The 13342-nt window shown below is 52.5% G+C and carries 14 protein-coding genes; 10 read left to right on the top strand and 4 right to left on the bottom strand.

Annotated features, from left to right (window positions below):
• Positions 1–158 precede the first annotated feature (158 nt).
• The 9 genes from INT33_RS20170 to INT33_RS20130 all read left to right on the top strand — a co-directional run bounded on the left by INT33_RS20170 (position 159) and on the right by INT33_RS20130 (position 8346).
• Positions 159–1070, top strand: coding sequence for a TRAP transporter substrate-binding protein (locus tag INT33_RS20170; RefSeq protein ID WP_407648108.1), 912 nt, complete (start codon positions 159–161; stop codon positions 1068–1070).
• A 10-nt stretch (positions 1071–1080) separates the two neighbouring features.
• On the top strand, positions 1081–1605 hold the full coding sequence (locus INT33_RS20165; RefSeq protein ID WP_193092863.1) for a TRAP transporter small permease: 525 nt from the start codon (positions 1081–1083) through the stop codon (positions 1603–1605).
• Entirely contained in the window at positions 1595–2884 is a 1290-nt protein-coding gene (locus tag INT33_RS20160) for a TRAP transporter large permease (RefSeq protein ID WP_193092862.1), read from the top strand. The genes INT33_RS20165 and INT33_RS20160 overlap by 11 nt, the downstream gene beginning before the upstream one ends.
• Before the next feature lie 137 nt (positions 2885–3021).
• Entirely contained in the window at positions 3022–4230 is a 1209-nt protein-coding gene (locus INT33_RS20155; RefSeq protein ID WP_193092861.1) for an FAD-dependent monooxygenase, read from the top strand.
• 46 nt (positions 4231–4276) lie between these two features.
• The gene (locus INT33_RS20150; RefSeq protein ID WP_456065781.1) at positions 4277–5038 is read left to right on the top strand and encodes a maleate cis-trans isomerase family protein; all 762 of its coding nucleotides are present in this window, start codon (positions 4277–4279) and stop codon (positions 5036–5038) included.
• A 9-nt stretch (positions 5039–5047) separates the two neighbouring features.
• On the top strand, positions 5048–5872 hold the full coding sequence (locus tag INT33_RS20145; protein ID WP_193092860.1) for an alpha/beta fold hydrolase: 825 nt from the start codon (positions 5048–5050) through the stop codon (positions 5870–5872).
• A gap of 24 nt (positions 5873–5896) precedes the next feature.
• On the top strand, positions 5897–6928 hold the full coding sequence (locus tag INT33_RS20140) for a M29 family metallopeptidase (protein WP_193092859.1): 1032 nt from the start codon (positions 5897–5899) through the stop codon (positions 6926–6928).
• A gap of 43 nt (positions 6929–6971) precedes the next feature.
• Positions 6972–7616: an isochorismatase family protein gene (locus INT33_RS20135; protein ID WP_193092858.1), complete on the top strand. Its 645-nt coding sequence runs from the start codon at positions 6972–6974 to the stop codon at positions 7614–7616.
• A gap of 37 nt (positions 7617–7653) precedes the next feature.
• A complete protein-coding gene (locus INT33_RS20130) occupies positions 7654–8346 on the top strand; it encodes a TetR/AcrR family transcriptional regulator (RefSeq protein ID WP_193092857.1) in 693 nt (230 codons plus the stop codon).
• A gap of 1 nt (position 8347) precedes the next feature.
• Here the strand turns inward: INT33_RS20130 and INT33_RS20125 are convergent, their stop codons facing one another.
• From INT33_RS20125 to INT33_RS20110, 4 genes are all read right to left on the bottom strand, one after another.
• Positions 8348–8524 (bottom strand): hypothetical protein, encoded by a 177-nt coding sequence (locus tag INT33_RS20125; protein WP_193092856.1) that lies wholly within the window; start codon positions 8522–8524, stop codon positions 8348–8350.
• Positions 8525–8699: 175 nt separating this feature from the next.
• A complete protein-coding gene (locus INT33_RS20120; RefSeq protein WP_193092855.1) occupies positions 8700–9962 on the bottom strand; it encodes a TRAP transporter large permease in 1263 nt (420 codons plus the stop codon).
• Positions 9959–10486 (bottom strand): TRAP transporter small permease, encoded by a 528-nt coding sequence (locus INT33_RS20115; RefSeq protein WP_192539768.1) that lies wholly within the window; start codon positions 10484–10486, stop codon positions 9959–9961. Before INT33_RS20115 ends, INT33_RS20120 begins: the two co-directional genes overlap by 4 nt.
• The gene (locus INT33_RS20110; protein WP_193092865.1) at positions 10487–11482 is read right to left on the bottom strand and encodes a TRAP transporter substrate-binding protein; all 996 of its coding nucleotides are present in this window, start codon (positions 11480–11482) and stop codon (positions 10487–10489) included.
• Positions 11483–11828: 346 nt separating this feature from the next.
• Between INT33_RS20110 and INT33_RS20105 the strand changes: the two genes are divergently transcribed.
• The gene (locus INT33_RS20105) at positions 11829–13214 is read left to right on the top strand and encodes an FAD-binding oxidoreductase (RefSeq protein WP_193092854.1); all 1386 of its coding nucleotides are present in this window, start codon (positions 11829–11831) and stop codon (positions 13212–13214) included.
• The last annotated feature ends 128 nt before the right edge of the window (positions 13215–13342 follow it).

The following is a 13342-nucleotide window of genomic DNA, read 5'->3' as shown; positions in this document are numbered from 1 at the left end:
CGCCCGACCATGACTGTTCTCCTATGCAGCTATTGCATAGACAAATTTAGCAGAAATGACTTTTCGTACAAAACCTAGCAATCATGATTGCTGGCGGGGCTGCTAGCTCCCAGGCATCTACCAATTTGCGCTTGGCGCATTTCTGGCCCACTGAATCCATGATTAATCAGGAAATATTTGAAGCATGGGCAAAAGCAGTAGAAGAGGAGTCTGGCGGGGAGATTGACGTTCATAACTTTCCGTCAGATACCTTAACGAAATCCAACAAGGCATATCAAGGTGCTGTTCAAGGGGTTTCCGATATTGCGATTACCGCACAGGGATATACGGCTGGCAGGTTCCCGTTAACCCAGTTAGTCGAGCTGCCTGGCATGGTGAATAGCGCAGAGCAAGGTTCATGCATGGTGCAAACGCTATACGATCAGGGAACGATTGCTGACGAGTATGGTGATTCACACGTTCTTTTCCTGTTTACGCATGGCCCCGGCATTCTTCATATGAAAGATTCCAGCGTTGTCACGCCAAACGATCTTGGAGGGTTGCGTGTGCGTCGGCCAACGTCTGTCGTTGGTGGAATGCTAGAAGAAATGGGCGCGCAGCCGATTGGTATGCCAATGCCAGAGGTTTATACCGCTCTTCAACGTGGCGTTATGGATGGCCTAACAACCTCTTGGGAAGGAGTTAAAGTATTCGGTTTAAATGATGTAGTGACGAGCCATACACAGGTTCCTCTCTATACGCTCACATTTGTTGCCACGATGAACAAGAGAACCTATGAACGGCTATCTCCGGAAGCGCGTGCAGCGATTGATAATAATAGTGGGATGATGTGGGCAGATGTTGCTGGCAATGTGTTTGATCAAATTGATCAAGCAGGTAAAGAGGACGCAACAGAATTAGGGCATCAAATTAATGTGGTAAGCGATCCCCAGAATGACCCTGAATGGTCTGATTTCATGGAGAGTGGCGTTGCTAGTTACCTAGCTCATCTAAAAGAAATAGGTGTAGAGAATGTTGATAGCGCCTATAGCGATGTTCTGGAAGCGAAAGGAAAATGTGCTTCCCTGTGAGGTAAGGTGTATGACAGCGCTAGTTCTAATAAAGAACGCTATTGAAATCGTGTGCCGGTATATTGCTGGGATTGGGTTCTTCTCCGTTATGCTTGTCACAGTAACAGACGTTGTGACTAGGTATTTGTTTAAGCTAACGTCCGGTGCTGTAAAGTTAACCGTATCAGGGAGTGTGGAGATTGTAAGTTTCGTAATGCTTATCTCTTTATTGGCAGCCATGGCTGCCAATAAAGAGATAAGCCAAGTGGTTGTTGAAGCATTTACGCATAAGCTTGCAGACTCCTTAAAAAAGAGAATAGCGGGGTTCTATTTGCTAGGCTTTTTCCTGGTAGGTTTTTTTCTTTCCTGGGGGTTATGGGAAGAGGGCGTTCGTGCCGCTCAATTCGGAGAAGTCTCCCAAGATTTGGCGATACCTATGGGACTAATCTATAAAACATCTGCTATATTGAGTGCTTTTTTCTCAATTCGGTGCCTAATACAGTCGGTGCTTGGCATGGTGTATAGCCATGATGGGGGAGAGCAAAATGAGTTCTGAACTCATAGGTGGGTTAGGCCTTATATGTCTTTTGGTTCTCATGGTGCTGCGCGTTCCCATTGCCTTGAGTATGTTGGCTGTCGGTGTGCTTGGATTTTTCACCGTCACAAGTTGGGACGCCGCGTTGGCGATGATGAAGTCTGTGCCGGTAGAGGTTTTATCAAACTATAACTTTAGCGCTATCCCGATGTTTATATTTATGGGGGTATTGGCTTCTTACTCTGGAATGGCGAGTAAGTTGTTCACCTCTGCTAAAGCGATGTTTGGTGGCTGGAAAGGGGGTATGGCACTTGCTGCGGTAAGCTCATGTGGTGCTTTTGCCTCGATATCCGGTTCATCACTAGCAACCGCAAGTACGATGAGCCGTGTGGCATTGCCAGAGATGGAAAAAAATGGTTATGCAAGTTCGCTAGCAACCGGTGTGTTAGCAGCGGGAGGAACACTGGGCATTATGATTCCCCCAAGCATTGCCTTACTGCTATATGCCATATTAACCGAGCTGCCGGTTGGGGATATGTTTCTTGCTGGCTTGGTTCCGGGACTTTTAGGGCTGCTATTCTACTCGTTAACCGTGGCTATTGTGGTGAAGTTGAATCCATCCATTGCCCCGTTTGGAGAGAAAAATAGTCTTAAAGACAAAGCCGTTGCTGCTTTGGGGCTGGTTCCATTTCTTGGTATTTTTCTAGTCATCGTAGTGGGTATATATGGAGGTCTATTTACTCCGACAGAGGCTGCTTCGGTGGGTGCTTTTGTGACAATGTTGTATGCCCTCTTTAAAGGTGTTGGCAGGCAGGACATATACAAAGCTGTGTTTGAAACCGTTGCGTTGTCTTCCGTCGTGTTTTTTATGATCGTCGGTGCGGAAGCGCTAGGATATTTTATTTCAGTATCTCGTATCTCCTTTGAGGTGGCCAACTATGTGATGAGCTTGGAGCTTTCCACCTTTGCCGTGTTGTTATGCATTATTTTGCTATATTTTGTTCTTGGTTGTTTTATGGACGCCATAGCAATGTTATTGCTCACGGTACCTGTGGTGTATCCTATTATAAGTTCCTTAGGGGTTGATCCTATTTGGTTTGGGATTATTACGGTACTGACAGTGGAGCTGGGGTTAATTACTCCACCTGTGGGCCTTAACGTCTTTATGATAAAAGCGATGGCACCACATGTTGGTTTGGGAACAATCTTTAAGGGAGTAACGCCATTTATCATTTCTGACTTTATTAGGTTGGCATTGTTGTTGGTTTTCCCATCCATAGTTACGTTTATCATCATTTAGGGGGTGCCAAACTAAGATTGGCAAGTGTGGCGAGCATTCTTCATAAGAGGCGATGCTCTGCTACAAGTAACTCACAAACGATGTAGTTTTTTTAAAACGCATTAATTAATTGTTCGTTTAATTAATAGAGGTGTCTTATGAACAAAAACTTTCGAATAGCCATCATTGGTGGTGGTATCGGTGGCGTGGCGTTGGCGCGCTCGCTGCAAAGGTTGGGGGTGGATTACCACTTGTTTGAAAAAGCACCGGCATTTGGTGAAGTGGGGGCGGGCGTCCAAATGACGCCGAACGCCGTTAAAGCCCTTAAAGCACTTGGGTTAAAAGATGACCTGTACAATATTGGTTTTCTTCCAGAAGCGATGGTGGGAAGAAACTGGGAAACCTCTGAAGAGCTATTTAGAACACCACTAAAGGAGAGTTCTCAAGAGGCGTACGGCGCTGAGTTTTTCCATGTCCATCGTGCCGATTTGCACACTATCTTGAGCCAGGATGTTCCAAAAGATCGTGTCACCTTTGGGATGCAGTGTACGGGCGTAGAGCAAGAGAATGGAACGTCTGTCGTTTTATTTAGCGATGGCTCACGTTTTGAAGCAGATTTGATTGTTGGTGCAGATGGTATTCACTCGGCGGTGCGTAATTCGCTTTGGGGTGAAAGAAAGCCGAAGTTTACCGGCCATATGTGCTGGCGTGCCTTGGTACCTGTTGAAGAGCATCCGCTATCGTTTGTGGGGCCGGATGCCTCTTTCTGGATGGGGCCGGATGCCCATGTGGTGACTTACTATGTGAAAGGTGGCAAGGCGGTCAATATTGTTGCGGTAATTGAAACGGATGAGTGGGTTGAAGAGTCTTGGACAATACCTAGCTCTAAAGAGGAGCTATTAGCCGCGTATTCTGGTTGGCACGCCAATATTACGGAGCTGTTTAAACTAACGGATCCTTCCCAGACATTTAAGTGGGGCCTTTTTGACCATGATCCAATGGAGCAGTGGTCAGTCGGTAATGCGACCCTGCTAGGGGATGCCGCCCACCCAATGCTGCCTTTCCTTTCTCAAGGCGCGGCAATGGCCATTGAAGATAGCTATGTATTAGCGCAGGCGATTGTGCATTTTGATGGGGATGTTAAAGGTGCCTTGGCTGTCTATGAAAAAGAGCGGCGCGAGCGTACTTCCAATGTACAACTCCAAGCTCGTGAACGTGGCAAAACCTTCCATTTATCCTCTCCTGATGAAATTCGCGCAAGGGATCTTGCGTATCAAAAAGCCCAAGAAGAGAACCCTGCTGCGGTGGGTATTCGGGCAGAGTGGATTTATGAGTATGACGCGACCACGTGTAGAGAGCGGTTTTAATCCTTTAACTACCTTACTATCAATTTGCTGATGAGAGAGAAGTGTTATGCAACAAAACAATAAACCATATCGGATTGGGCAGATTGTGCCCAGTTCCAATGTCACGATGGAAACCGAAATTCCTGCCCTGCTGCGAGCCAGGGAAAGCGTAGGATCAGAGCGCTTTACCTTCCATTCGTCGCGTATGCGTATGAAGCACGTCACAAAAGAGGAGCTGGCGGCGATGGATGCCGACAGCGACCGCTGCACATTGGAGCTTTCCGATGCCCGTGTTGATGTGATGGGCTACGCCTGTCTGGTGGCGATTATGTCGATGGGGCATGGCTACCACAGCGTTTCGGGCGCGCGTTTGCAGCAGGTGACGGTAGATAATGGCGCGCCCGCACCAGTGGTGACGTCGGCGGGTGCGCTGATCGAAGGCTTACGAGCGATGGGTGCCAAGAAGGTAGCGGTGGTGGCGCCCTATATGAAGCCGTTGACCGAGATGGTCGTCGATTACATTCGCCACGAAGGCTTTGAGGTTTCCGATTACCGCGCATTGGAGATTCAAGACAACCTCGCCGTGGCCGCTCACGACCCCATGAACCTACCGGATATTGTCGCCGGGATGAATACCGATGATGTGGATGCCGTGGTGCTATCGGCATGTGTGCAGATGCCATCCTTGCCCGCCGTGCCGATGGTGGAAGCGCGTACTGGCAAGCCCGTAGTAACGGCGGCTATCGCCACCACGTGGCAGATGCTTAAGGCGCTCGACATCGAAACGCGAGTGCCCGGCGGTGGAACCCTACTATCTGGCGCCTACTAAGGGGGCAGCATGTCAACCGATAATACAGCAGGCAACCATCCAGCAGAACAGTGCCGTGGCTACCATGTTCATGCCAATGGCATTCGTCAGCACCTCATTCACTACCCCGGTACGGGGCCGCAGATGTTATTGATCCCTGGCATCACCTCGCCCGCCATCACCTGGGGCTTCGTTGCCGAACGTTTGGCCGAGCGTTTCGATGTTCATGTGCTTGACGTGCGTGGCCGAGGCTTGAGCCAAGCGGGGGAGCTGGACTACTCACTCGATGCGATGGCTGCCGATGCGTTGGAGGTCATCAAGGCAGCGAGGCTTGAATCCCCCGTGGTGCTGGGGCATTCGATGGGCGCACGCACTGCCATCCGCGCAGCGCGGATGAACCCGGCACCGATTGGGCAGTTGATATTGGTGGACCCGCCGGTATCGGGGCCGGGGCGGCGTGCCTACCCCTCGGCCTGGAACTGGTACGAGGACTCGATCCGGCTGGCCGAAAAGGGCTGTTCGGGTGAACAGATGCGCCAGTTCTGCCCGACGTGGACAGATGAGCAAAACGCCCTGCGCGCCGAGTGGCTGCACACCTGCCAGCTTGACGCGATTCGTACCGCTTATGAGGGTTTTCATAGCGACGATATTCACTCCGATTTGGCCAAGCTTACGCTGCCGATTCGTTTGGTGGTGGCCGGTGGTGCGCCGGTGATTGAAGCCGACGATGTCGCGGAAATTCAGGCGTTGGCACCGCAAACGGAGGTGCGCACTGTTGAAGGCGCAGGCCATATGATCCCTTGGGATGATCTTGAAGGTTTCCTAAGGGCAGTTATGGATTTAGACGTGCATTGAACGCGCAACCATGAGGATAGACTGATGGATCAAGAAAACTTTACTGAAATCTGCCTGCATCAATTAAAAATGTCCGGCGTTCACGAAGGTGAAAAGCTCGTGGTGCTGACGCAAGGCAACGAACGGCTCAATTATGCTGATGCTTTCATGGCGGCAGGCCAGCGTTTGGGTGCCAATATGTACCATATGCGTTTACCACCGCCGCTGCCGACTGGAAGCTGGGATGTGGGCTTGACGGGGCTGGCGGCCCTCCCAGAAGCAGTGGAAGCATTAAAGCAGTGTGATATGCTGATTGACTGTGTTTTCTTACTGTTCTCCCCGGAACAATTTGCGATCCAGGCGGCAGGTACGCGAATTCTGACCGCGGTAGAACCGCCCGAGTTATTAGCACGTATGTTGCCGTCTCCTGAATTGCGTGAGAAGGTCGAAATTGCCGCCGAGATATTGTCGAAAGCCAAGGTAATGCAGATTACTTCGCCACACGGCACCGATGTAACCTATCAGCTCAACACCTATCCCACTATTGCCGAATACGCTTGTAACGACACGCCTGGCCGCTGGGACCATTGGCCTTCAGGTTTTGTGTTTACTGGCGGCGATGATGATGGCGTGGATGGCCAAATTGTGGTGGCTCCAGGCGATATTTTGCTGCCACAAAATATGTACGTGCGAGAACCAATCACTTATACCATCGAAAAAGGCTGGATCACTGACATCCGCGGTGGGCTTGATGCCGAACTAGTGAAGTCCTACATGGCGGCCTTTAACGACCCACGCGGCATGGGTATGAGCCATGTTGGCTGGGGCATGAACCCGCAGGCCAAGTGGCACAACATGACGCCGGGTGCGTTTCCTGGTGGAATGGGTATGGAGACACGCAGTTTCTATGGCAATGTAATGTTCTCAACTGGGCCGAACAATGAACTCGGCGGCTCCAACGATACCGCTTGCCACCTCGATATTCCTATGCGCGGCTGCTCGCTCTTCCTTGATGACGACCCGATTGTGGTAGATGGCGATATTGTTGTGAAAGAAATTCAAATGCAGCGTGACTGACCCTGGCGCCCTAGCAGGGCTGCCCTTTCATAGGAAAATGACAATGTCTCAAGCGGCTATATATCATCAGGCAGGCTTTGGCTGTGCGGTACCGCGTGGCAGTTGCCCGGCCATTGTCGTGGTCGATTTCAGCTACGGTTTCACTGATACCCAGTATCCCACCGCTGCTGATATGCGCAAGCAAATAGCGGCAACTCGACGTTTAACTGATATTGCCCGCGCGATGGGCTTCCCGGTGATTTACACTACTATCGCTTATCATTCCGGCGAGCTGGATATGCTGCCATGGCTGAAGAAAGCTAGCGGAATGGCGGCGCTGCTGGAAGGATCGCGGCTAGTCGAGATCGACGCCGCGACCAGCATCCAGCCGAACGATACTATCGTCACCAAGAAAGGGGCTTCGGCATTTTTTGGTACATCATTGGCTGCAATGTTGAGCGGCGCTCAAGTGGATACCTTGGTTGTGACCGGTGCCACCACTTCGGGCTGTGTGCGTGCCACTGTGGTGGATGCGGTGCAATCGGGCTTCAACGTGTTGGTGCCGCGTGATTGCTGCGCTGACCGCACGTCGGCACCGCATGACGCCAGTCTCTATGATATGCACCAGAAATATGCCGATGTGACGGATGCCGACGATATTTATACTTGGTTGCTGACGTTAGCTAGAAATGACTCAAATAGCATATAATTATTAAACTGAATAATTAAATGTTTTGGGTCATATTATGGCTAATCAAGTTACTAGTAAAAGAAAACGTCCTGGCAGGCCAGCAGGCCAGAGTGATGTTCGTGAGCGCATTCTGGATGCCGCTGAGGTGTTGTTTGCCGAGCAAGGTTATGCCGGGGCTTCTCTGCGCCATGTTGCACAGGCTGTTGATGCAACAACAGCATTGATTACTTACTATTTCAATTCAAAAGAAAATCTTTTCCGTGAAGTGTTTATGCGCAAAGGCTGTGAAGTTGCCAAAACACGTATGGAAACACTTAACTCCTTGATGGCATCAAGCAGGCAGCCAAGCGTAGATGAGTTGGTGAGAGCCTTTTTGGCTCCCTCAATTCAGCTTCGCCATACCAAGCAAGGACGTGCTTTCTTGCGGCTACATTCACGTTTACATATGGAACCAGAAGCGCTGTCATTTGAACTGCGCCGTAAGGTGTATGATGAATCAACTCGCGCTTATGCAAGGGCGTTTCAGCAAGCCCAGCCTGAGTTGGACGAAATTGTCGTGGTGAAACGTATGTCATTCATCATTGGGGCATATCTCTACTCTTTTTCGGATACTAACCGCATGGATGAGCTTGTTCCTCAATCACTTATTCACAACCATATCGACATCGAACTTGACGAAATTGTGGAGTTTGCGACGGCGGGTATGTTAGGAATGGTAGGTACTCCGGCTAACCCGACTGCCACCTAAGCTAGTAGAAATAATCAACGTGTCTATGTCGTTTACTCAGTACGTTCGCCGCGTTATCGCCCGGCATCCAGCCCAACGTGACGATATCGGCAATCTGTAATCCACCGCTAAAGTCGCCAGCGAGAGGGAGTATGCGATAAGACAGGCGGAAAGCATGATATGCGATTTCCCCCAGCATGATTGATTCCATCGCCTTCCAAACTAATGTTCTGGCGCTCTCCGCCAAACTTTCATTGGGCCCTCATACAAGAGATGAGTAGGAAGCGTTCTGATGTTTTGTTTAGCTATCGATAAAAACGGGGCTTACCAAGTGGCAAGCCCCATTGCAGTTAGCCACCCTCAAAAAAGCGCGGTTAATGACCCGACCAGCCCATAAAGATGGGTACGTAAACGACTAGCAGCAGCACCCCGATCAAGCCCAGCATATACGGTACGATGGCCCGTGTAATACGCTCAAGCGGCAACTGCGTGACCGAAGAAGCAACGTACAGGTTGATCGCCACCGGCGGGGTGATCATGCCTATCGAGAGCCCTACCACGATAATCAGACCGAAGTGGATCGGGTCGATGCCCAACTGCAGCACCAGCGGGAGTAGCACCGGCGTTAGGATAATCAGCGCGCTTGCCGTTTCGATGAACACGCCGGTCAGCAGAATGACGGCGACCACTAGCAGCATGATAATCAGCGGGTTGGTTGAGAGCGAAAGCACCGATTGGGCGATAGCGCCGGGCACCTGCCAGCTAGACAGTGTCCAGCTCAGCACTGCCGACATAGCAATCACTAGCATGATCACCGCGGTGGTCATGGCTGAACGGATCAGCAGACGATATACCTGGGGCAGGGTTAAATCGCGATAGACGAACAGCGAGACCAGCAGCGCATAGTTCACTGCTACTACCGCCGCTTCAGACGGCGTAAAGATCCCTGTGAAGATACCGCCCAGAATAATCACCGGTGTCATCAATCCCCAGCTTGCCGCCTTGAAGGTGCGCAAGATAGTGGTGATGGAAAGCGGCGTACCCTTGGGGTACTGGCGTTTATAGGCCTGCGTGATAGCAATGGCCATCAGCCCCAAGCCCATGGCCAAGCCGGGTAAAAAACCGCTTAAAAACAGCTTGGACACCGACTGCTGGGCGATGACTGCGTAGATAATCATGGGTACTGATGGCGGGATAACCACGCCGATGGTGCCGCTAGCGGCGATCAGGCTGGCCGCCGAGGCGGGGTCATAACCTTTACGCTTGAGCTCCGGCACCAGGCTTGAACCGACCGCCGCTGTGGTGGCCGCCCCCGAGCCCGAAATAGCGGCAAAGAACATGCCCGCCATGACCGACACAATCGAAAGCCCGCCGCGCATAAAGCCCACCAGCGAATCGGCAAAACTCACCAACCGCTCGCTCACCTTGCCCTGAGCCATTAAGTCACCGGCAAGAATGAACATGGGAATCGCCACCAGCGCGAACGAGTTGATGCCCTGGAACATCTGCTGGGTCACCACCATCAGCGGCACGCCCGACTGGTACAGGGCATACAGGGTGCTTGCGCCAATCGCAAAGGCAATCGGCACGCCCATCAGCATAAACAGGAAGAACAGGCCAAATAGCAGCATGGTCATGGTGTCTGTTCTCCCATGGGCTGCGAGGGCTTGCCTTCAAGTACTAGCTCAAGCAGATCGATTAGAGCATACCAGGCCATGATGGCCGCACTGATAGGCATCACGGCATACACGTACGACATCGGCACGCGCAGCGAGGCGGATTTCTGGAAGCTCTGCACCTGCATATAGCGATAACCGATCACCACCAGCGTGATCATAAAGGCGATAACCGCCATTACGGCCAGGATCCGCGCTACCTGACGTAAACGAGCGGGAAGCGCGTCGACGGCAAAGGTAACGGCAATATGATGCCCGCGCTGAAAGGCCAGCGTACCGGCCAGAAAGGTAATCCAGATGAGCAGGAAACGGGCGACCTCTTCGGTCCAGCCGACCGCGGTAAACAGCACCCGCGAGACGATCTGCAGCGTGATCACTCCGATCAGAGCCGCCATGCCGATAAACACGACAGGCTGGATGATGCCATCCAGCCCGCGCTCGATCAGCCGCAGCGGTGTTAACAACGTTTGAGACAAAGTGGCCACTTACTGCAAAGCCTCCTGGATACGGGGAAGGTAGTCACCGAACTGCTGACCGTATTTTTCATACACTGGGGCAACGGCCGTCTGGAACGCTTCGATATCCGGCGAGTCGTTGATTTCCATGCCTGCGGCTTCCAGCGCCGCCAGCTGCTCGGCTTCCATCTCGGCATTCTGCTCGCGGGCGTAGGTTGAAGCCTCGCGTGCGGCGTCAAGCAATAGCGTCTGGACCTCTTCGGGCATGGCGTTCCACTTGGGCAGGCTTATCACGAAAAGCGCCGGCGCGTAGATGTGGCGCGTCATGGTCAGGTAGTTCTGAGTTTCGGCCAGGTTAAAGGCGTAGATGGCGTTGATCGGGTTTTCCTGGCCATCAATGGTGCCTTGCTGTAAGGCGGTCAGCGCTTCGGTCCAGGCCATGGGCACGGCATTGGCGCCCAGCGTGCGGAAGGTATCCACATACACTTCGTTTTCGATTACGCGCAGGCGCAGCCCATCAAGATCGTCCGGGGCATTGATCGCGTTGCGGCTATTGGTGATGTTCCGAAAGCCGCGCTCAGCAAAAGCCAGCCCTTTCAGGTTAACGCCTTCTAGCTTATCGAGAATCTCCTGACCTATCTCGCCATCCAGCACTTCATAGGCAGCTTCTTGCGTGGGGAACAGGAACGGCAGCTCGAACACCGAAAACTCATCGACAAAGTTCGCCACCGGGCCGTTGGTAATCACGCCCATATCTACCGTGCCGATCTGCATGCCTTCAAGCAAGGTGCGCTCATCGCCAAGCGAGGCATTAGGGAAAATCTCGACGCTAATCGCGCCGTCGCTTTTTTCGCTCAGCAGTTCCTGAAAGCGCGTGGCGGCAATATGGTAGGTATCATCGCTATTCACCACGTGGGCCAAACGCAGGTTGGTCTCGGGCACGTCGGCGTGGCTTGCAAGCGAAAGCCCCAGAAGGCTAGCGCAGGCTAAGGCCAGGGTTGCGTGTTTAAACAGGGTGCGGGGCATGCTGGAAAGTGCAGAGGTGTCCACGTGATCTCCTTGAAGTGATCGATTTTTTTATAGTGTGAAAAGGGGGTGTCCTTAATAGGCGCGTCATCTATACCATATTGGTTTTAGCGAACAAATAATTGATTGTAACCCTGCCATTCGTCTTAGAGCCTACTGGCGATTCGCGCTGGCAATAAAAAAAGCGTTTCAGGGCCAAGACTTGAGCAAATGCCCGGTTGAGGATAGCCTCATCGCCCAGGCAAATCCGGAACGCTAAAGCTATCTTCCCGATGATGCATTCCCATCGCTTACGTAAAATAACGAATCTTCTCATCGCACCGACCGGCCAAGACAGGAACAGACAATGGACACGCTGATTAAAGAGCTTGAAAACATCGTAGGCAAAACGGGTGTGCTGCTGGGTGACGATGTCGCGCAGCGCAGCGTCGACTGGTTCACCAAAGCGCCCTGCGAAGCCAAAGCGATCATTCGGCCGCAATCCACCGAGCAGCTTAGTCAGGTGATGGCCAAGTGCCATGCCGCCAAGCAGGCCGTGGTGACGCATGGCGGGCTAACCGGTGTAGTACACGGCGCCGTTGCCAGCCCCAATGAGCTAGTGGTGTCCCTTGAGCTGATGAACCAGATCGAAAACATCGATGCGGTCGGCTCGACCATGCAGGTACAGGCGGGTGTCACACTTCAGCGCGTTCAGGAAGCGGCCCAGGAGATCGACATGCAGTTCGCGCTCGATCTGGGTGCCCGCGGTTCCTGCACCATCGGCGGTAACATCGCCACTAACGCCGGCGGCATTCGGGTTATCCGCTACGGCATGATGCGCCAGCAGGTGCTGGGGCTAGAGGTCGTCTTGAGCGACGGCACCGTGGTCAGCTCGATGAACACCATGCTGAAGAACAACGCCGGTTACGATCTGAAGCAGATGTTTATTGGCAGCGAAGGCACCCTGGGGATCGTCACCCGCGCCGTACTGCGCCTGCATCCCAATATGCCCAGTGAGCAGACCGCGCTGGTCGCTGTGCCGTCCTTTAATGCGCTGACCACGCTGCTCAAACTGGTTTCAAAAGAGCTCGCCAACAGCCTGAGCGCCTTTGAAGCGTTGTGGAACAACCACTACGCCCTGATGACGTCTGAAACCACCAAGCACACCGCGCTGCTGGCTACCGACTCACCGTTCTACGCCATCATCGAAACGCTGGGTTCAGATGAAAAGCAGGAAGCCGAGGCATTCGCCCGCGTGCTGGAACAGGCGCTGGAAGCCGAGCTGATCACCGATGCGGTGCTTGCCAACTCCAATACCCAGCGCCAGGGTATCTGGGAAGTCCGCGAGGATATCGAAACCCTGGTACACGAACTCAACCCGATGTTCTCGTACGATGTCAGCCTGCCGATCGTCCATATGGATGAGTACGTGACCGCGCTTGAGAGCAAGTTGAAGGAGCAGTGGCCAGAAACCGGCGCGCTAGTGGTGTTTGGCCACCTGGGCGATGGCAACCTGCACATCATGATCACCGTGCGTGACGCCAACCCGCACAGCCGCCATCAGGTAGAAGACGTGGTGTATGGGTCGCTTGCCGCCTATAACGGCTCGATCTCTGCTGAACACGGTGTGGGTATGGAAAAACGCGATTACCTGCATATCTCGCGCACACCCGAAGAGATCGCCCTGATGAAGCGCATGAAGCTGGCGTTGGACCCTAAAGGGCTGCTTAACCCCGGCAAGATTCTGGGCTAAACTACGCACGCAAGACAGGTTTCTCGCCCAGTAAAAAGGCCACCGCGCGGTCACTGCTGTCCCATAAACATTAATAAATGAAAAAGCCTGGATCCAAGTGAGTAAAATGAGAGTGCGACCAAACACTC

Origin of the sequence: Halomonas colorata, assembly GCF_014897985.1 — a bacterium.
Lineage (GTDB): Bacteria > Pseudomonadota > Gammaproteobacteria > Pseudomonadales > Halomonadaceae > Vreelandella > Vreelandella colorata.
The sequence above is the reverse complement of the archived record's forward strand: the minus strand, read 5'-3'. Positions and strand labels throughout refer to the sequence as shown.

Coding starts and splice junctions, on each gene's coding strand:
- INT33_RS20170 (WP_407648108.1), top strand. CDS start 159: ATGATTAATCAGGAAATATTTGAAGCATGGGCAAAAGCAGTAGAAGAG.
- INT33_RS20165 (WP_193092863.1), top strand. CDS start 1,081: ATGACAGCGCTAGTTCTAATAAAGAACGCTATTGAAATCGTGTGCCGG.
- INT33_RS20160 (WP_193092862.1), top strand. CDS start 1,595: ATGAGTTCTGAACTCATAGGTGGGTTAGGCCTTATATGTCTTTTGGTT.
- INT33_RS20155 (WP_193092861.1), top strand. CDS start 3,022: ATGAACAAAAACTTTCGAATAGCCATCATTGGTGGTGGTATCGGTGGC.
- INT33_RS20150 (WP_456065781.1), top strand. CDS start 4,277: ATGCAACAAAACAATAAACCATATCGGATTGGGCAGATTGTGCCCAGT.
- INT33_RS20145 (WP_193092860.1), top strand. CDS start 5,048: ATGTCAACCGATAATACAGCAGGCAACCATCCAGCAGAACAGTGCCGT.
- INT33_RS20140 (WP_193092859.1), top strand. CDS start 5,897: ATGGATCAAGAAAACTTTACTGAAATCTGCCTGCATCAATTAAAAATG.
- INT33_RS20135 (WP_193092858.1), top strand. CDS start 6,972: ATGTCTCAAGCGGCTATATATCATCAGGCAGGCTTTGGCTGTGCGGTA.
- INT33_RS20130 (WP_193092857.1), top strand. CDS start 7,654: ATGGCTAATCAAGTTACTAGTAAAAGAAAACGTCCTGGCAGGCCAGCA.
- INT33_RS20125 (WP_193092856.1), bottom strand. CDS start 8,524: ATGCTGGGGGAAATCGCATATCATGCTTTCCGCCTGTCTTATCGCATA.
- INT33_RS20120 (WP_193092855.1), bottom strand. CDS start 9,962: ATGACCATGCTGCTATTTGGCCTGTTCTTCCTGTTTATGCTGATGGGC.
- INT33_RS20110 (WP_193092865.1), bottom strand. CDS start 11,482: ATGCCCCGCACCCTGTTTAAACACGCAACCCTGGCCTTAGCCTGCGCT.
- INT33_RS20105 (WP_193092854.1), top strand. CDS start 11,829: ATGGACACGCTGATTAAAGAGCTTGAAAACATCGTAGGCAAAACGGGT.